The organism is Pseudomonas oryzihabitans (genome assembly GCF_006384975.1).
Taxonomy (GTDB): domain Bacteria; phylum Pseudomonadota; class Gammaproteobacteria; order Pseudomonadales; family Pseudomonadaceae; genus Chryseomonas; species Chryseomonas psychrotolerans_B.
Genome location: NZ_CP021645.1, coordinates 3,377,531 through 3,394,307 on the forward strand (window position 1 = coordinate 3,377,531; position 16,777 = coordinate 3,394,307).

Annotated in this window: 18 protein-coding genes; 9 read left to right on the top strand and 9 right to left on the bottom strand. The window is 63.9% G+C overall.

The window, feature by feature from the left end:
• Positions 1-30 precede the first annotated feature (30 nt).
• The 3 genes from CCZ28_RS15185 to znuA all read right to left on the bottom strand — a co-directional run bounded on the left by CCZ28_RS15185 (position 31) and on the right by znuA (position 3,606).
• Positions 31-1,425, bottom strand: a complete 1,395-nt coding sequence (locus CCZ28_RS15185; protein ID WP_167509246.1) for an ATP-binding protein — start codon at positions 1,423-1,425, stop codon at positions 31-33.
• Positions 1,422-2,099: a response regulator transcription factor gene (locus CCZ28_RS15190; RefSeq protein ID WP_058761644.1), complete on the bottom strand. Its 678-nt coding sequence runs from the start codon at positions 2,097-2,099 to the stop codon at positions 1,422-1,424. The genes CCZ28_RS15185 and CCZ28_RS15190 overlap by 4 nt, the downstream gene beginning before the upstream one ends.
• 505 nt (positions 2,100-2,604) lie before the next feature.
• Positions 2,605-3,606, bottom strand: a complete 1,002-nt coding sequence (znuA, locus tag CCZ28_RS15195; RefSeq protein WP_140219269.1) for a zinc ABC transporter substrate-binding protein ZnuA — start codon at positions 3,604-3,606, stop codon at positions 2,605-2,607.
• 65 nt (positions 3,607-3,671) lie between these two features.
• Here znuA and CCZ28_RS15200 point away from each other — a divergent pair, with 65 nt between their 5' ends.
• From CCZ28_RS15200 to znuB, 3 genes are read left to right on the top strand one after another with little or no spacing between them, the layout of a single operon-like run.
• Positions 3,672-4,157, top strand: a complete 486-nt coding sequence (locus CCZ28_RS15200; protein ID WP_140219271.1) for a Fur family transcriptional regulator — start codon at positions 3,672-3,674, stop codon at positions 4,155-4,157.
• A complete protein-coding gene (gene znuC, locus CCZ28_RS15205; protein ID WP_140219273.1) occupies positions 4,154-4,924 on the top strand; it encodes a zinc ABC transporter ATP-binding protein ZnuC in 771 nt (256 codons plus the stop codon). Before CCZ28_RS15200 ends, znuC begins: the two co-directional genes overlap by 4 nt.
• Positions 4,917-5,702 (top strand): zinc ABC transporter permease subunit ZnuB, encoded by a 786-nt coding sequence (znuB, locus tag CCZ28_RS15210; protein WP_140219275.1) that lies wholly within the window; start codon positions 4,917-4,919, stop codon positions 5,700-5,702. Before znuC ends, znuB begins: the two co-directional genes overlap by 8 nt.
• A gap of 5 nt (positions 5,703-5,707) precedes the next feature.
• Here znuB and CCZ28_RS15215 read toward each other — a convergent pair whose 3' ends face one another.
• On the bottom strand, positions 5,708-6,664 hold the full coding sequence (locus CCZ28_RS15215) for an aliphatic sulfonate ABC transporter substrate-binding protein (protein WP_140219277.1): 957 nt from the start codon (positions 6,662-6,664) through the stop codon (positions 5,708-5,710).
• Positions 6,665-6,861: 197 nt separating this feature from the next.
• Between CCZ28_RS15215 and CCZ28_RS15220 the strand changes: the two genes are divergently transcribed.
• The 3 genes from CCZ28_RS15220 to CCZ28_RS15230 all read left to right on the top strand — a co-directional run bounded on the left by CCZ28_RS15220 (position 6,862) and on the right by CCZ28_RS15230 (position 9,049).
• Positions 6,862-7,158 (top strand): YciI family protein, encoded by a 297-nt coding sequence (locus CCZ28_RS15220; RefSeq protein ID WP_140219279.1) that lies wholly within the window; start codon positions 6,862-6,864, stop codon positions 7,156-7,158.
• A gap of 302 nt (positions 7,159-7,460) precedes the next feature.
• A complete protein-coding gene (locus tag CCZ28_RS15225; RefSeq protein ID WP_140219281.1) occupies positions 7,461-8,522 on the top strand; it encodes an acyltransferase family protein in 1,062 nt (353 codons plus the stop codon).
• A gap of 158 nt (positions 8,523-8,680) precedes the next feature.
• Positions 8,681-9,049 (top strand): hypothetical protein, encoded by a 369-nt coding sequence (locus CCZ28_RS15230; RefSeq protein ID WP_140219283.1) that lies wholly within the window; start codon positions 8,681-8,683, stop codon positions 9,047-9,049.
• Positions 9,050-9,159: 110 nt separating this feature from the next.
• Here CCZ28_RS15230 and CCZ28_RS15235 read toward each other — a convergent pair whose 3' ends face one another.
• Positions 9,160-10,176, bottom strand: coding sequence for a zinc-dependent alcohol dehydrogenase family protein (locus tag CCZ28_RS15235; RefSeq protein ID WP_140219285.1), 1,017 nt, complete (start codon positions 10,174-10,176; stop codon positions 9,160-9,162).
• Positions 10,177-10,326: 150 nt separating this feature from the next.
• Between CCZ28_RS15235 and CCZ28_RS15240 the strand changes: the two genes are divergently transcribed.
• Positions 10,327-11,247, top strand: a complete 921-nt coding sequence (locus tag CCZ28_RS15240) for a LysR family transcriptional regulator (protein WP_058761652.1) — start codon at positions 10,327-10,329, stop codon at positions 11,245-11,247.
• A 135-nt stretch (positions 11,248-11,382) separates the two neighbouring features.
• Here the strand turns inward: CCZ28_RS15240 and CCZ28_RS15245 are convergent, their stop codons facing one another.
• On the bottom strand, positions 11,383-11,991 hold the full coding sequence (locus CCZ28_RS15245; RefSeq protein ID WP_140219287.1) for a glutathione S-transferase: 609 nt from the start codon (positions 11,989-11,991) through the stop codon (positions 11,383-11,385).
• On the bottom strand, positions 11,918-12,352 hold the full coding sequence (locus CCZ28_RS24465; RefSeq protein ID WP_167509247.1) for a hypothetical protein: 435 nt from the start codon (positions 12,350-12,352) through the stop codon (positions 11,918-11,920). The genes CCZ28_RS15245 and CCZ28_RS24465 overlap by 74 nt, the downstream gene beginning before the upstream one ends.
• A gap of 105 nt (positions 12,353-12,457) precedes the next feature.
• On the opposite strand from CCZ28_RS24465, the gene CCZ28_RS15250 reads away from it, so the two are divergent.
• Positions 12,458-13,414 carry a LysR substrate-binding domain-containing protein gene (locus tag CCZ28_RS15250; protein WP_140221363.1) on the top strand — a complete coding sequence of 319 codons (957 nt, stop codon included), beginning with the start codon at positions 12,458-12,460 and terminating at the stop codon, positions 13,412-13,414.
• Between the two features lie 128 nt (positions 13,415-13,542).
• Here CCZ28_RS15250 and CCZ28_RS15255 read toward each other — a convergent pair whose 3' ends face one another.
• Together CCZ28_RS15255 and CCZ28_RS15260 are read right to left on the bottom strand one after the other, a co-directional pair.
• Positions 13,543-14,802 (bottom strand): type II toxin-antitoxin system HipA family toxin, encoded by a 1,260-nt coding sequence (locus CCZ28_RS15255; RefSeq protein WP_140219289.1) that lies wholly within the window; start codon positions 14,800-14,802, stop codon positions 13,543-13,545.
• Positions 14,795-15,112, bottom strand: a complete 318-nt coding sequence (locus CCZ28_RS15260; protein WP_140219291.1) for a helix-turn-helix domain-containing protein — start codon at positions 15,110-15,112, stop codon at positions 14,795-14,797. The genes CCZ28_RS15255 and CCZ28_RS15260 overlap by 8 nt, the downstream gene beginning before the upstream one ends.
• Positions 15,113-15,506: 394 nt before the next feature.
• Here CCZ28_RS15260 and CCZ28_RS15265 point away from each other — a divergent pair, with 394 nt between their 5' ends.
• Complete coding sequence (locus CCZ28_RS15265; protein ID WP_140219293.1) at positions 15,507-16,724, top strand: efflux RND transporter periplasmic adaptor subunit; 1,218 nt, start codon at positions 15,507-15,509, stop codon at positions 16,722-16,724.
• The last annotated feature ends 53 nt before the right edge of the window (positions 16,725-16,777 follow it).

A 16,777-nucleotide genomic window follows, 5' to 3' on the forward strand; every position in this document is an offset into this window, starting at 1 on the left:
CTGGAGCAGACGCAAGCCATGACCCAGGGGTCACGTCCTGGCGCCATTGTGCACCAAGGAAGGCCGCTCCGGGGAAATGGCGGCGGGCAGGCGGAAGCGGAAGCGGGCGCCGCCCAGGCTCGATTCGTCGATGGTCAAACTGCTGCGGTAGCCTTCGAGGATGTCCTGCACCACGGCCAGGCCAATGCCTTGTCCTGGGTGCCGGCTGTCCATGCGCATACCGCGGCGCAGCACGCTTTCGCGCCGCTCGGCCGGGATACCGGGGCCATCGTCCTCGATGTCGAGGATCCAGTGCTCGGTATGGCGCCGCGCACTGACCTTTACCTGGGTCAGGCAAAGGCGATAGGCGTTCTCCAGCAGGTTGCCGAATACCTCCAGCATGGCGGCCTCCTCGGCCTGTACCCGCAGATTGGGCGGCAATTCCAGTTCGGCCTGGACGCGCTTCTCGGCGTAGACCTTGTCCAGGGTGCTGAACAGCGACTCCAACAAGGGCGCCAGTTCCAGCGGCCGGCTGAGTACCGCACTGCCCTGGCGCGTGGCCCGCTGCAGCTGGTACATCACCTGCTGGTTCATCCGCTCGATCTGGGTCTGCAGGGTGCCGACCTCCTGATCCAGCTGCGAATGACGGCGCAATTCCTCGGTCACGCCCTGTAGCACCGCCAGGGGCGTCTTCAGGCTGTGGGCCAGATCGCCCAAAGTATCGCGATAACGCTCGCGCTGCAGGCGCTCGTGGTCGAGCAGCCGGTTGAGCGAGCGGATCAGGCGGCTGATCTCGCTCGGCACGTTCTTTTCGTCGAGCAGGTCGCGCTGGTCGGTTTCCACGGCGTCGAGCTGCCGGCTCAGGCGGCGCAGCGGCCGCAGGCTCCATTGCATGACCAGGGCGAGCAGCAGCAGCAGGGTACCCAGCACCCCCACCAACCAGAGGATCACCTGGTGAATGAAGGTGGCGCGCAGGCGTTCGTATTCCTCGGCGGGCTGCATGGTGACCACGCTGAAACCGGCCACCGGCGGATTGCCCAGCAGCACCTCGCGGTCGAAGACGAAGAAGCCGCGTCCCTGGTCATCGGTGGCCTTGACCAGCTTGACCCCGCCGCCATCGAAGGTCGGCCGGTAGTTGGGTTTTTCCTTCATCGCCGAGCGCGAGCGCCAGAGCAGCCGGCCGTTCTGGTCATAGACGTAGCCGAGGATGGGCGAACCGGGACGGTCGAAGACTTCCTCGGCGATCATCTCGGGCATCGCCAGGCGACCGTCGATGGCCCGCGCGGCGCCGATCAGGGTGTTGGCGTTGGCCTCCAGCCGGGCGGCGACGAAGTTCTCCACGGTGCGGTCGAAGGCGTTGCGGATCGCCGGCACCATCAGCGCCAGGCAGACGATCACCAGCAGCGCCGCGCTGAGCAGCAGCCGCACGCGAAAGGAACGGATCACTGGCAGCGCTCGGTGAACAGATACCCGCGCCCACGGACCGTTTCTATGGGTTGCATCTGGCAGTTGGCCTCCAGCTTGCGCCGCAGACGACCCACCAGCACCTCGATGACGTTGCTGTCGTGCTCGCCGTCATCGTCGTAGAGCTGCTCCATGAGCCGCTCCTTGGTGATCACCTGCTGGTGGTTGCGCATCAGGTACTCCAGCAGGCGGTATTCGTAGGCGGTGAGCTGCAACGGCTGCTCTTCGTTGAAGGCCTGCTGGCGGCCCAGGTCCAGCTTGAGCGAGCCGGCGCGGATGCTGGGCTGGACGAAGCCCGCCGAGCGCCGCAGCAGCACGTTGAGGCGCGCCTCCAGCTCTTCGAACTGGAACGGCTTCACCACGTAGTCATCCGCCCCGGCGCCGAGGCCCTCGACCTTGTCCTGCCAGCTACCGCGAGCGGTCAGGATGAGAATCGGCAGGGTGGCGCCCTGGTTGCGCAGCTGGCGGATCAGATCGAGTCCGCTCATGCCGGGCAGGCCCAGATCGATGATGGCGAGGTCGTGATGGAATTCGCGGGCGCTGTAGAGCGCTTCTTCCGCATCGGCCACGGCATTGACGACATGACCGGCTTCACCCAGACGCACCTTGAGGTGGTGGCGCAGCAGGTTTTCGTCTTCGACGACGAGGATCTTCATGCAGACTCCTGAACAGCTAACGAGACTCTCTCTGGCCGCGACCGCACGCTTCGCGCAGCGGCGCCCGGATACCGATTATGGCGCCTGCGGCGGGCTGGCGGCGAGAGCGGAGGATGGATGGATAGGGTCACTCACTTTATTCCAGGCAAAAAAAACCTCTCCGGTTGGAGAGGTAAGGAGCACTTCATGGGGATCGGAAACTGCCGTTGGGGAACGGCTCCGTCGCGAGACGGTTGCAGGGGACCAGAGCTGACTTGGTGACCCTGCAAGGGGTTACAAGGATGAACACGCCAGGTCGGGTCGAAGTGTCCGGACGATCTGCCTTAGCGGGAGCTGCGCTAGGGTGAACATATCCGGGCGACCTCGGCGTTGCTGATCTGACAGTTGCAGATTAGGCCAATGGCCCTGAACGCTCCCTGAACTCGTCCTGAACGCAAGCTGAACAATGTCAAGGGTGGGTAAAGGACGACGGACGGTAGCTCCCCACGTCCATCGCCCAAGGACCTCAAGGCAGCTTGGCCAGGCAGCCGCTCAGGGTATCGGCCACGTTCTGTAGCAAGGCCGTATAACCCTGGCCGTCGACCGGGATACGGGCGCCGAGCGGGTCCAGCTCCACCAGGGTCACCGGCAAGCCACTGCTCAGGGTGGTGGCGATCTTGGGTTGCAACGGCGGCTCGGTGAACACGCAGGTAGGGCCGGCGGCCTTGAGTTCGTCGCGCATGGCCGCCACGTGGCGCGCACCGGGCTGGACGTCGGCACCCAGGGCGAAGACGCCGCGATGCCCCAGGCCATAGGCCTCCTCGAAATAGTCGAAGGCCTCGTGGAAGACGAAGTAGGGTTTGCCGGCGACCGGCGCCAGTTGCGCGCGCAGGGCCTGGTCCTTGGCGGTCAACTGCGCCTCGAAGGCCTTGAGGTTGGCGGCGTAGCGCGCCGCGTTGGCTGGATCGGCCTGGCTCAGATCGGCGGCCACCCGCGCCGCGATGACCCGCGCGTTGGCGGGAGTCAGCCAGAGGTGTGCATCCAGGCTGCCGGGGCGATGGTCATGGTCGTGGGCGTATTCGGGCTCGCCACCCTGCGCGTGGCCATGCTCGTCACCGTGCGCTGCGTCGTGGTCGTGGTCGTGGTCGTGGTCGTGGTCGTGGTCATCGTCGCCATGCTCGTGCTCCGCGCCGAAGCGGCGCAGATGCAGGCCGGGCAGGTCCTGGACCGCCACGCTGGGGCCCTTGCGGTCCTTCAGCACGGCCGGCAGGAAGGCTTCCAGATCGGGACCGATCCAGTAGACCAGGGTAGCGTCGCGCACCTGGCGCAGGTCCGACGGGCGCAGGGCGTAATGGTGCGGCGAGGCACCCGGCGGCAGCAGCACGGCGGGTTGGCCGGCACCCTCCTGGATGGCGGCGGCGATCAGTTGCAAGGGCTTGATACTGGTCAGCACCTGCACCTCGGCCCGGGCCGGGAGCAGGACGCCACTGAGGAGCAGGGAAACGACGAGGGGTAGGAAGCGCAGCACGTGAAAGTCCCGATTCTTAAGAGAGGTGCAATATAATAACGTCCTGGCTCCCAAGGTACCGCTCCATGTCCGACGCCCCCCTGGCCTTTCGACCCCATGATCATTCGCGCTGCGTCGCCCACGCCCTGGCCGAGGCCGATGACCTCTGCCGCCGCGCCGGCGTGCGTCTCACCGACCTGCGCAAACGGGTGCTGGAGCTGGTCTGGCAAAGCCACAAGCCACTCGGTGCCTACGACATCCTGGCCGTGCTCAGCGAGCAGGACGGCCGCCGGGCGGCACCGCCCACCGTCTACCGGGCGCTGGACTTCCTCGTCGAGAACGGTCTGGTGCACCGCATCGCCTCGCTCAACGCCTTCGTCGGCTGCAACCATCCCGGCGAAGCGCACCAGGGCCAGTTCCTGATCTGCCGCACCTGCCAGGTGAGCATCGAGCTGGAGCAACCGGCCGTGCACCAGGCCATCCTCGCCGGCGCCGAAGCCGTGGGCTTTCGCGTGGAAGGCCAGACCGTGGAAGTGATCGGCCAATGCGCCGCCTGCCGGAAGCAGGCATGAGCGAGGCGCTGATCCGCTTGCAGGATGTCAGCGTGACCTTCGCCGGTCAGGCGGTACTCGATCAGGTGAGCCTCACCCTCGATCCCGGGCGCATCGTGACTCTCATCGGTCCCAATGGCGCCGGCAAGACCACCCTGGTGCGCAGCGTGCTCGGCCTGCTGACGCCGGAGCGCGGCAGCGTCTGGCGCCGGCCGCGGTTGCGCATCGGCTACATGCCGCAAAAGCTGCAGGTGGACGCCACCCTGCCGCTGTCGGTGCTGCGCTTCCTGCGCCTGGTGCCGGGGGTGACCCGTGCCAGTGCCCTCGCCGCCCTGGGCGAGGTGGGCGCCGAGGGGGTGATCGATAGCCCCTTGCAAAGCATCTCCGGTGGCGAGCTGCAGCGGGTGCTGCTGGCCCGCGCCCTGCTGCGCCAACCCGAATTGCTGGTGCTCGACGAACCCGTCCAGGGCGTCGACATCAACGGCCAGAGCGAGCTCTACCGGCTGATCGGCCAGTTGCGCGAGCGGCATGGCTGCGGCGTGCTGATGGTGTCCCACGACCTGCACCTGGTCATGGGCGCCACCGACCAGGTGATCTGCCTCAATCGCCACGTCTGCTGCTCCGGTCATCCCGAGCAGGTCAGCGGCGATCCAGCCTACCAGGCGCTGTTCGGCCAGAGCGCGCGCAACCTGGCCATCTATCACCATCGCCACGATCACGCCCACGACCTGCACGGCAGCGTGGTCAAGGCGCCGCACGTCCATGGAGACCACTGCAAGCATGGCTGATTTTCTGCTGTATGCCCTGCTCGCCGGTCTCGCTCTCGCCCTGGTCGCCGGTCCGCTCGGCTCCTTCGTGGTCTGGCGGCGCATGGCCTATTTCGGCGACACCCTGTCCCATGCCGCCCTGCTCGGGGTAGCCCTGGGCTTCCTGCTGGACGTCAGCCCGACGCTGACCGTCACCGTCGGCTGCCTGGCGCTGGCCGTGCTGCTGGTGCTGCTGCAACGCCGCCGCGGCCTGGCCGCGGACACCCTGCTCGGCATCCTCGCCCACAGCACCCTGTCACTGGGGCTGGTGGCGCTGTCCTTCATGCACGAGGTACGGGTCGACCTGATGAGCTATCTGTTCGGCGACCTGCTGGCGGTCGGCCCCAGCGATCTACGCTGGATTCTCGGCGGCAGCGCCCTGGTGCTGGCGGCCCTGGCCTGGCTGTGGCGACCGCTGCTGGCCATCACCGTGCACGAGGAACTGGCCCAGGTGGAAGGCCTGCCGGTGACCTGGATCCGCCTGGCGCTGATGCTGCTGGTGGCCATCGTCATCGCCGTGGCCATGAAGATCGTCGGGGTGCTGCTGATCACCTCGCTGCTGATCATCCCCGCCGCCACCGCTCAAAGACACGCCCGCAGCCCGGAACAGATGGCCTGTGGCGCCAGCCTGCTGGGCATGGTGGCGGTGTGCCTAGGGCTGACCCTGTCCTGGTACCAGGACACCCCGGCCGGGCCCTCGGTGGTGGTGGCTGCCGCCGGGATGTTTCTGCTGGGTTACCTGCTACCCCGTCGCGCCTAGCCGCTCTAGTGCGGCGCGTGCCAGACCGCCTGGCTGACATCCACCTTGCGCGGAATCAGCCCCTGGTCATGGAAGACATCGGCGACCTTCTGCTGAGTGGCGATGATCTCGGGGGTCAGCGGGGTCACGCCATAGCGGGTCCGCGCTTGCCAAGTAGCGATCACCGGCTCCGGCAGACCGATCTGCTCGGCCAGGATGCGGCTCACCTCCGGCTTGTGGGTGTTGGCCCAGGCCCCGGCCTTGGCCAGCTCCGCCAGCAGCAGGTGGATCGCCTGGGGATGAGCATCGGCGAAGCGACGTGAGCCTTCGTAAAAGGCGTTGGCGCGCAACAGACCTTTATAGTCGGCCAGGACCCGTACCGACTGGCCCTGCTGGATGGCGGCGAGATAAGGATCCCAGATCGCCCAGGCATCCACCGAGCCGTTGGCGAAGGCGGCGCGGGCATCGGCGGGGGCCAGGTAGACCGGCTGGATGTCCTTGAGGGTGAGACCGGCCTTGTTCAGGGCAGCGACGAGCAGGAAGTTAGCGCTCGAACCCTTCTGCACCGCCACCTTCTTGCCCTTGAGTTCGCTGACCGCGCGGATCGCCGAGCCGTTCGGCACCACGATGGCCTCGACCGACTCGCTGGCCGGCTCGGCGCCCAGGTAGACCAGATCGACACCGGCGGCCTGGGCGAAGATCGGCGGCGGCGAACCGGTGTAGCCGACGTCGACGCTACCGGCGTTGAGGGCCTCCAGCAGTTGCGGCCCGGCCTGGAATTCGCGCCAGGTCACCTGATAGCCCTGGGCGCCCAGGGCCTTCTCCAGAGTACCCTGGGCCTTGAGCACCGCCAGTAGCCCACCGCCTTTCTGATAGCCGATACGCAGCTGCTGCTCAGCCGCCTGCACCGGCGCCCACACCCCGAGGGCGACGGCCAACACCACGAAGAGACGTGCGAGACGCCTGAAGGACAGCAGAGCCATGAGAACCTCCTTATATTCCATTAGAGAAGGCAAGGATGGCTCCTTTATAAAAGAATGTTTAATACGTTTCTCTGCTATGGCTATGCCCGGGGGTTAGCGCCAGTCTGTCGTCCAACGTCCGATTGACGCTATACCCAGGATCGCGCCACCCTGCGCCAGCGGCGGCCACGGGGGTCGCCACCCTTTCGGAGCCTGCCATGCCTTTTCTGATCGAGACCTTCGACAAACCGGACAGCCTGGCCCTGCGCCAAGAGCATCGCCCGGCGCACCTAGACTTCCTGCGGGAAAACGCCGCCGCCCTGCTGGCCTGTGGGGCCAAGCTCAGCGACGACGGCGAATCCCCCAGCGGCAGCGTCTACATCGTCGACGTGGAGACCCGCGCCGAAGCGGAAGCCTTCCTGGCCCAAGACCCTTTCAGCAAGGTTGGTCTGCCGGGCGAAGTCCGTATCACCCGCTGGCGCAAGGCCGTACTCGACGGCAAGGCCTTCGTCTGAGGCAACACGGCGGCCGCACTGGCCGCCATCGCTTCGCAAGCTGGCTTAAAGAATCCTTAAAACTGGCTAAATGCCACCTCAATCGCCGGGGTTCGCAGCCGTTGCGAGTTCACACTTTGAGGAATCACTTCACGGAAAAGTGATGCAGCGCAAGAAAAGCCGGGCTTTTCGGGGCAGTCCTGCAAGCAGGAGAGCGAACTAGCCTAAGCTCACCGGGCTCAGATGATCGATGCGCCGACACTCGTTCCCCGTCACCCTTCGAGGAATCGCTGTCCCGCTTTAGCCAGTACAGAGGACTCAGCATGACCAAGACCACGCCTGAGAAGGATCTGCGAATAGAGACCATTCGCGGACTGGCGCTGTTTCTGATGGTAGCGGGCCACGTGATTGGCAGCTCGTCCACCCTGGGCATGAAGGTGTCCGACGACTCCCTGCTGCGCTATCTCTACGATTCCCTCGTCTATATTCGGATGCCGCTGTTCACCGCGATTTCCGGTTACGTCTATGCGTTGCGTCCAGTGAACACAAACAGCGACCTGTCGCGTTTCTACAAAGGCAAGTTCAAGCGCATCGGCATTCCGCTGATCGTGGTCTCGACGCTGTTCTTCGCCTTGCAGATGGCCGTACCCAATACTAACTACAAGCCACAGCTGACCGATATCTTCAGCATCTACTTCTTCAGCTACGCGCACTTCTGGTTTCTGCAGTCGATCTTCTGCATCTTCGTGATCATCGCCCTGCTGGAGAAAGCCGGCCTGTTGCTGACCTTGCGCAATTTTGGTCTGGTCTTCGCCGTGGCCCTGGCCGCCTCCTTCGCCTGGGAAAGCTTCCCGGACCTGTTCAGCCTGTACAAGGCGGTGCAGCTGTTCCCCTTCTTCCTACTGGGCCTGGGCCTCTACCGCTTCGGCGAGGAGCTCATCACCCGCCGCAACGTGACCGCCATGGCGGTGGCGCTCGCCATCTTGGTAGCCGTCGATCAGGCCTATCTGTTCGAGCTGGTCGATCTCGACGAGGCCGACATGGCGGTGATCGGCACAGCCCTGGGGCTGGCGGCCATCAGCCTGCTGATCGCCCGTCGCTTCTACTTCAAGCCGCTGGCCTGGCTGGGCTACTTTTCCTTCGAGATCTACCTGTTCCACGTCTTCGGCACCGCCGGTGCCCGCATCGTGCTGAACAAGCTGCAGGTTCACGACGTCTGGGTGGTCTTTACCGTCAGCATGGTGATGGGCCTGTTCCTGCCGGTGATCCTCAAGGTAGTGCTGGAACGGATCAGCCCGCTGCACTTTCTCAGCGTGGCCTTCTTCGGTACCAAGACGCGGGTGAACCGCGCTACCCCGCCGTTGCAGAAGAAGGCCACTGCTTAGTAATACTTTGCAAGACAGAAGAATCGAGGTTCGCAAGGAGTGCGAAACCGAGGAAAGGCTCTATCTAGCGGATCTACGGACTGCCAAGACCTTTGGCACCCCCGCAAAGGCTGCTAACCTGATCTTCCTAACAACGATGGTACAAGGAAGAACCAGCGATGCCTCCATTTATCTTGAAAACCTTTGGCGGTCTCAATCGTAGCTACTATCTTCGTCACTTGACGTTCGCATGCGCCATACTGGCCTTCTTTGTCGTCATGTTGCATCAAGCTCAAAGCAATACCACTGGACTCGCGTTTTACGTACTTGCCGTCGTCAATACTCTGCTATACCCCTACTCACGTTTCGTTTATGAAAGCGTGGTCGGCTTCATCATGGGCAAGAATGTATTCTTCGTTAATGCCTTGCTAATGCTTCTCGTAAAATCAATGACCATGTTGATGTGCTGGTGGCTTGCGATCTTCATCGCCCCCTTGGGACTCGCCTATCTGTATTGGCAACACAACCGCCAATCTAGCAACTCTTGATTCAGCGAGGCCTCGTCCTAAGCTCTGTAAGAAGCATCGCAGAGCGCAGGCACTTTTCGTACAGTGCCTAGAAAGCAGCAGGCGAGGCCTGATGAATACCATCCCGGTTTTCAATCGACGCTAATCACTACCCGCCCACGGGTAGGGCACTGCTCCATGCAGCGATGCGCCTCGACGTATTGGTCGAAGGGGAAGACCTGCTTGATCTGCGCCTTGAGCAGCAGATCGCGGGTCAGCTGATCGAGGTGCTGCAGCGCGGCGCGCACAGCGGCGCAATCCGCTTCCAACCCCATCTCCGGCTGGCCAGTGAAGTCCTGGACGCAGTGGATGTAGAGCTTGAACTTCTTCTTGAAGGCGGCGCAGGCCGGCAGCGGGGTCTGGTTGCCGCCGTTGAGGCCGTAGAGCAGCAGCCGACCACGCGGCGCCATGGCCTCGCCGAGCAGGGCCAGTTGCGGGCCGCCCAGGGCATCCAGGGCGACGTGCACGCCGACGCCATCGGTGATGCTGGCGATCCGGCTGACCAGGTCCTCTTCCTCTGCGGCGATGACCTTCTCGGCGCCCAGTTCGCGCAGGTAGTCGCGGTCCGCGGCGTCATGGGTGGTGGCGATGACCCGACCGCCCAAGGCCTTGGCCAGTTGGACGGACGCCGGACCACAACAACGACTGGCATCGGTGATCAGTACCCACTCACCGGGTTGCAGCCGCGCCTGGTGTACCAGGCCGGTGTAGGCGGTGAGCAGCGGGGTGTAGTGCACCGCGGCCTCGACCGGCGTGAGCACCTCCGGATAGCGCACCAGGGACGTAGCCGGATAGACCAGTTCGTCGCCATAGGCCGGGTAGCGATTGATGTCATGGCCGAGGAAGCTGGCTACGCGGTCGCCCACGGCGAATTCCGCGACACCCTCGCCCAGGGCGGCGACCACCCCGGCAAGTTCGCAGCCAAGACCCGCCGGCGGATTGGCCTGCTCGGGGGCGAGATTTTGCCGCCAGAGCACGTCGTACCAGCTCACGCCGATGGCCTCTACCCGCACCAACACCTCGCCGGGTCCGGCCACGGGGGTGGGCCGGTCGATGCAGGTGAGCACCTCCGGCGGGCCGAACTCGGTGAACTGGATCAGGCGGGACATGGGACTACCTCGCGTTGATGCCGACCCCGGAACGATTGCCGAGGCGGACTGCTTATGGCTAGGACTCTAACCAGCCTTGCCTTAGGATTCTATGCATCCCTATCGATAATGGACATCGCGGGAATCGATCCACTCCCTATCGGGGCCTGAATGAACCGTACCGATCTGCGCCGCGTCGACCTCAATCTGCTCATCGTGTTCGAGACCCTGATGCTCGAACGCAGCGTCACCCGTGCCGCAGAAAAGCTGTTCCTTGGCCAGCCGGCCATCAGCGCCGCCCTGGCCCGCCTGCGCACCCTGTTCGACGATCCGCTGTTCGTCCGCACCGGGCGCAGCATGGAGCCCACGCCGCGCGCCCAGGAGATCGCCGCCCTGCTGTCGCCGGCGCTGGACCAGATCTCCAGCGCGGTGAGCCGCACCCAGAGTTTCGAGCCGGCCAGCGCCGACCGGGTGTTTCGCGTCGGCCTGTCCGATGACGTCGAATTCGCCCTGCTGCCGCCGCTGCTCCGGCGAATCCGCATCGAGGCCCCGGGCACCACCCTGGTGGTACGGCGGATGAACTACCTGACCGCTGCCGGCATGCTGGCCTCCGGCGAGATCACCGTGGCGGTGGGCTATACCGAGGAATTGCCGGCCAATTCGAAGAGAAGGCCGGTGCGTCGCTTCGGCTTCAAGGTCCTGCGCGCCGACAGCAAGCCCGGTCGCCTGACCCTGGACGAATACTGCGCCCGGCCCCATGCCCTGGTGTCCTATGCCGGCGACCTCACCGGCTACGTCGACGAGTTGCTGGACAAGCTCGGCCGCCAGCGCCGGGTGGTGCTGGCGGTGCCCCAGTTCAATGGCCTGGGCTCGCTGCTGGCGGAAACCGACCTGCTGGTGATGGTGCCGGACTACACCGCTCGGCTGCTGGCCAGCGCTGGCGGCCTGAGGTACGAAGACCCGCCCGAGGAACTGCGCGACGGCGGCCACGAACTGCCCATGGCCTGGAGCGGCGCCCAGGACCACGACCCAGGCGAGCGCTGGCTGAGGTCGCGGATCCAGATGTTCATCGGCGATCCGGACAGTCTCTAGCGGCGCTTGCCACTCACTGCACAGTATTGCGCGACGCTTTTTCGCCAGCCTTTCCATGATGACGGCTCGCGATAAGGAGCGAACGGCAGAAAGGGAAAGCGGTGCGGTCGAACCCGGCTCGAACCGCACCCACAATCAGGCGAGTGGATAACGCTTGAACAGGTCAGTCTGTTCCAGGCGCGCCGCATGGGCTTCAAGGGCAGGGAAATCACCGGCCGGAACGACCTCGGGCACCATCAGTTTCATGAACGACCAAGCCACAGCGGTGGTAAGTGCGGCCTGGTCTGATCGCTCGCCTTGTGCTGGCCGGGCGGACCAGTGCCTCTCCAGTTCGACACAGGCGGCCCGCAACTGCTGGGTGACGCGTTCGACCCAGGGCAGATGAAGTTTTTCTGCCGGACGCAGCTTGCGCTCATAGACCAGTTGCACGCTTTTCTCGCATACGGCCAATGCGAGTCCCAGGATACGCAGGGCATCGGCCAGGGCCTGGGGTTGTTGCGGCAACAGCTTGTTGGCGGGCGCACTGAGGCTCTCGAAGTAGTCGATGATCAACGTCGAGTCCATCAATACCGTGCCGTCATCCAACACCAGGGTCGGCGCCTTGACCACCGGATTGATCCGGGAGAACGCCTCGAAGGTACTGAAGACGGACAAGGGCTCATGCTCGAAGCTAACGCCCAGCAGATCCAGGGAAATCGCCACTCGGCGCACATAGGGTGAATCCAGCATGCCAATCAGTTTCATCCATCACTCTCCTGGGTTTGATAGCGATCTCCAACGCCTTTGCCCGACGCCTGAACAAAGGGCTCAGCCGCCAGGTAAAAGCCTGGGTGTCATGCGTAGTGGCGGGCGCGAACTGCAGGACACCTTCACCCTCGATCAGGACCAACCCGGCAGGTAATTTCACCTGTTCGCCAGAGCTGATCGCTACGTCACCATCCGCGCTACTGATCCAGTGCCAGCCAGTGACGACACGCGCCTGGATCTCCTGGGCATGGCGTACCGACAACAGCTGCGTGCGGGCCAGGGACACCTGTAGCCAGCACCATTCATTTCCATAAAAGCTCTCCGCCCATCCCTGACTTACCCCAGCCGCGATGTCCATGGCGCAATCCCCCTGCACGCCGTGTATTTACTGCTCCTTACATTAGTGAGAGTCTCGAGGCTTACCTATCGTTATTTTCTTGGACTCAACGCAAGAAATACTTACATGGCAAATATTCCACCCCTGACCTGTCTGCGTAGTTTCGAAGCGGTGGCACGGCTGGGCAGCATCATCGCCGCCGCCAAGGAGTTGCACGTTACTCACTCGGCCATCAGCCAACAGATCAAGGTGCTGGAAGAGCTGATCGGCGTCACCCTGTTCATCCGCGAGGGGCGACGCAGCCTGCGCGTCAGCGAGGATGGACGGCTTTATGCCCTGCAGATCCGCGAATCGCTGGGCGATATCGCCGAAGCCACCCGCCTGATCAAGGCCCAGCCCAAGTCGACCGAATTGGTCGTCGCCGTACTCCCCTCGTTCGGCCTCAACTGGTTGTTGCCGCGCCTACCGCGCTTCCAGCAGCTACACCCGCACATCAGCGTGCGGCTACAAGCCAGCCTGGCAGTGTCGAACCTGAGCCGGGAGTCGGTCGATGTCGGGATCCGCATGGGCAAGGGGGACTGGGAGGGCGTGGAGAAGCGGCTGCTGTTCCACGACGAGACGCTGGTGATCGCGGCTCCGCACTTCAATGGCGGGGCCTTGCCCCAGACCCCGGAAGCTATCGTTAGCAGCCCTATCATTTTCAACATGGAGTCCTGGCAACCCTGGTGCCAAGCTGCAGGCTTGAAGAGTGAGGTAACGCGCTTCGGTCTGTGCAGCAACGACTCCAACCTGGTGCTGCAAGCGATACGCCTCGGCCAGGGTATCGCTCTCGAACGCCGCAGCCTGGTGCACGACGCGATCCAGCGAGGCGAGTTCGTGCAGCTGTCCCAGGTCACGGCTCCCTATCCCTATCCGTATTGGTTGGTGCTGCCAGACCGGAAGCCTTCGGAGGCCAAGCAACGCGTTTTCTCTGGTTGGCTGGCAGGGGAAGTGTCCGAATACTTGAATGGACTGGATCAGGATCAAGACCAAGATCAAGATCAAGATCAAGATCAAGATCAAGATCAGCCCAAAATGACGTGAGTCTGGCACCTGGTCGAGCAGTACCCAAGAAAGTGCTGGCCGAGATCGCGCACCCGATAGTATCTAAGGCCCGGATCAGCGCGGCTGGGCCTGGCGAATGGGAGCCATGGAAGCGCGGATTCCGCGACTCAGCGCAGCAAGCTAAGGTTCTCGTCAAGGCGGCCCTGGATGGTCATCAGGGTATCTCGGGTGATGGTTCCAGGATATTCACGCTCGACAAGGGCGGTGAACTGGCTAGCGACCTCGCCGATGCGCTCGATGGTGTCACTCGCGATGGCGGGCGGGACTTCCGCCTCGTCCGCGAGACCGAGCAGCGCAGCTCGCTGGATATCCAAGGACTCGCCCAGTACATCCATCTGGTGATGGCCGTGCGGTCCCTCGCAAAAGGTCACGTCGTAGGCCGGTGCCAAGGTCCAGGTCCCCGTGGCGGACATGAGGTAGGCGAAGTTCTTCGGATGGTCGTCCCTATTGTTGAAGACGACATTGAACACGGCGCGCTCGAAGGCGATCGCCTTCTGGCGTACATCCTTGGTGCAGAGTTGCGTCGCCCGCAGGAAGTTGACGTAGTCCAGCGCTCCTGGCTCCTGATAGTTGGCGCCCGTGAAGGCGGCGAGGCTTTGCATCGGTACACGTTGCCCAGCCACCCGGTCGAAACGCCGGGTAGCGAAGGCTGCCTGACCGTCGGGCAAGCTAAAGTAGCGGGTGTCCGCCGCCTGGATGCCACAAAGACGCAAACAGTCGGCATAGGCCGCCTCCACGGCACATACTTCAGGATGCTCGTGCCTGGCCGGAAACTTGATCAGCCAGGCCTCGAGGTCCGGGCTGGCCACGGTGGTGAAGGTGCCCGTGCCTGGATCTCGATAGATCAGCGCCTTCGGTCGGGCCCCCTGGGGCGAGCCGCCCAGCTGCAGCAAGGTTTGCAGGAATTCCCCACCCTCACCGGCAAGCACCTCCTGAACTTCGGCCAACAGCAGCTCCAGAGGTAGATGCTCCTGTACTGCCTCACCCTCAGGAGCAAGGGGTTCGAAGGTCATGGCACCCATGGCGTTGTCGCCTATGTAGGCCAGCCGTTGCAGTGGCCCGATGCGCGCCGCATTGAGTCCGCGGCGCTTGAACAATCGATTCATCAACAGCATGCCCCAGCCATCCGGCAAGGCGTCATAGACCGGTCCCGGCAGCCCCAATTGATGAGCCGGAAACCCCTGGCGCAGGGCTGGCCCCTCCAGGGGCAACTGAAAAGCCGATAGCTCGAAACCGCGCTGTTTTGCCTGAGCACTATATTCGAACAGGATCTGTGAGCGACCACCCAAGGCCGTCGTTGCCCTCAGCCGCCCCCACAGCCAGCGCTCGCCCCAGCCTTCGTAGTAGACGTCCACCTGTTCAGCCATCGCTGGATTTCCTCTTGATACGCTGGCGCCTGGCGCTTTCTTCATAGCGACGGGCATCCTCCAGGCTATTCAGCTGCGGCAGGAACAAATCTTCGAACTCCTTGCTGCGCCCGAGCACCATGGCGATTCGTACCAGGCTCTCGAAGCCAACGTTACGACCTGCCTCGAGATTGGACACGGTGTTAGTGCCAAGCCCGGCACGGGCAGCGACCTCCGCCTGGGTCAGTCGCTGGGCCAGGCGCTCGGTGCGCAAGCGCTTGCACAGCTGCTTGACGATCTCGCCTGGCTTGCTGAAGCTTAAATCCAACATAGCGTGGCTTATCCCGATAAAGAATGTTCAACGCACAGTAAAAGAGAATTACGCCATTTCCCAGATAATTCCTAGATATGAGGTGTTACCCGTCAGAAATAGGTTTTAGCCACAAAATTATGGAATTAAGCGAGTGTTAGTCGTATCCAGCCATTTGCTGTTCCGAACCTAAGGGTTAGCTTGGCCAAGCCTCCCCGCCTTGGCGCGACCCTCCCGGCTCTCTCACCTTGTTCAGAACCATCGTTCCAGACGGTTTCCAATCACCGCCAGCGATACCTACGGCAAAACCATCATCGCCATCGATAAATAAGTTCGAGCCCTTCGATTCGTCGCTGCCCGCGCGCGGCGGCAGACTCGCCTCCCTGACCTCTTTCCACCTCGGGCGGACTCGAACATGGATCTCTTCGCGAAAACCCTCGGCCCGCTGGCCCTGACCTCTACCCTGTTGCTCGCCGCCTGCGGCGATTCCCATCCCCAAGCCAGTGCCGCCCCACCCGCGCCCAAGGTGAGCGCCGCCGAGGTGCTGCGCCAACCGGTGGTGGAATGGGACGAGGTGACCGGGCGCCTGGAAGCACCGGAATCCGTGGTGGTGCGTCCCCGCGTGTCCGGCTACGTCGACCGCGTGCTGTTCCACGAGGGTGCCCGGGTCAAGCGCGGCGACCTGCTGCTGCAGATCGATCCACGGCCCTTCCAGGCCGAGGTCAAGCGCCTCGAAGCCGAGCTGCAACAGGCCCGCGCCAATGCCAGCCGCACCGCCGACGAAGCCGCTCGTGGCGAGCGCCTGCGCAGCAGCAACGCCATCTCCGCGGAAATCGTCGAGGCCCGGCGCAGCGCCGCCCAGGAAGCCAAGGCCAGCGTCGCCGCCGCCCAGGCGCAACTCGATGCCGCGCGCCTGAATCTGGGCTTTACCGAGGTCCGCGCCGCCATCGATGGTCGCGTCGGCCGTGCCGAGGTGACCGCCGGTAACCTGGTCAACGCCGGTGACACCCGCCTCACCACCCTGGTATCCACCGACAAGGTCTATGCCTATTTCGATGCCGACGAGCGCGTCTTCCTCAAGCAGCAGGCCCTGGCCCGCCAGGGTCAGCGCGGCGCGGCCAGCCCGGTCTACATGGCACTGTCCAACGAAGACGACTTCTCCCACGAAGGCCACATGGACTTCATGGACAACCAGCTCGATCCGCGTACCGGCACCATCCACGGTCGCGCCGTGTTCGACAACGCCGACGGCCGCTTCACCCCGGGGCTCTACGCCCGGCTGCGGCTGGTGGGCAGCGGTACCTACGAAGGCACTCTGATCCAGGACGCCGCCGTGGGCACCGACCTGGGCAAGAAATTCGTACTGGTGGTGGACGGCCAGAACAAGGCCGCCTATCGCACCGTCGACCTGGGCCCGCGTCTGGAAGGCCTGCGCATCGTGCGCAAGGGGCTGGAAGCCGGCGATCGCATCGTGGTCAACGGCCTGCAGCGGGTGCGCCCGGGCATGACCGTCGACGCCCAGTCGGTGCCCATGGCCGATGCCACCACCCTGGCCGCCCTCAAGCGCCAGCGTGATGCTGTCCTGGCCAGCCTGCCGGCACCGATCCAGCCGCTCAAGGTGGGTAGTCGCTAGGCCCCAGGCTCCACCCCGTCCAGCTCAAAACCTTCGCCCATAAAGGCATCGCG

Excerpts from the sequence above, each read along its gene's own strand:
- CCZ28_RS15250 (WP_140221363.1), top strand. The coding sequence starts at position 12,458 with ATGGCAAATATTCCACCCCTGACCTGTCTGCGTAGTTTCGAAGCGGTG.
- CCZ28_RS15215 (WP_140219277.1), bottom strand. The coding sequence starts at position 6,664 with ATGGCTCTGCTGTCCTTCAGGCGTCTCGCACGTCTCTTCGTGGTGTTG.
- znuC (WP_140219273.1), top strand. The coding sequence starts at position 4,154 with ATGAGCGAGGCGCTGATCCGCTTGCAGGATGTCAGCGTGACCTTCGCC.
- CCZ28_RS15190 (WP_058761644.1), bottom strand. The coding sequence starts at position 2,099 with ATGAAGATCCTCGTCGTCGAAGACGAAAACCTGCTGCGCCACCACCTC.
- CCZ28_RS15260 (WP_140219291.1), bottom strand. The coding sequence starts at position 15,112 with ATGTTGGATTTAAGCTTCAGCAAGCCAGGCGAGATCGTCAAGCAGCTG.
- CCZ28_RS15265 (WP_140219293.1), top strand. The coding sequence starts at position 15,507 with ATGGATCTCTTCGCGAAAACCCTCGGCCCGCTGGCCCTGACCTCTACC.
- CCZ28_RS15235 (WP_140219285.1), bottom strand. The coding sequence starts at position 10,176 with ATGTCCCGCCTGATCCAGTTCACCGAGTTCGGCCCGCCGGAGGTGCTC.
- CCZ28_RS15200 (WP_140219271.1), top strand. The coding sequence starts at position 3,672 with ATGTCCGACGCCCCCCTGGCCTTTCGACCCCATGATCATTCGCGCTGC.
- CCZ28_RS15245 (WP_140219287.1), bottom strand. The coding sequence starts at position 11,991 with ATGAAACTGATTGGCATGCTGGATTCACCCTATGTGCGCCGAGTGGCG.
- znuB (WP_140219275.1), top strand. The coding sequence starts at position 4,917 with ATGGCTGATTTTCTGCTGTATGCCCTGCTCGCCGGTCTCGCTCTCGCC.
- CCZ28_RS24465 (WP_167509247.1), bottom strand. The coding sequence starts at position 12,352 with ATGGACATCGCGGCTGGGGTAAGTCAGGGATGGGCGGAGAGCTTTTAT.
- CCZ28_RS15220 (WP_140219279.1), top strand. The coding sequence starts at position 6,862 with ATGCCTTTTCTGATCGAGACCTTCGACAAACCGGACAGCCTGGCCCTG.
- CCZ28_RS15225 (WP_140219281.1), top strand. The coding sequence starts at position 7,461 with ATGACCAAGACCACGCCTGAGAAGGATCTGCGAATAGAGACCATTCGC.
- CCZ28_RS15240 (WP_058761652.1), top strand. The coding sequence starts at position 10,327 with ATGAACCGTACCGATCTGCGCCGCGTCGACCTCAATCTGCTCATCGTG.
- CCZ28_RS15230 (WP_140219283.1), top strand. The coding sequence starts at position 8,681 with ATGCCTCCATTTATCTTGAAAACCTTTGGCGGTCTCAATCGTAGCTAC.
- CCZ28_RS15255 (WP_140219289.1), bottom strand. The coding sequence starts at position 14,802 with ATGGCTGAACAGGTGGACGTCTACTACGAAGGCTGGGGCGAGCGCTGG.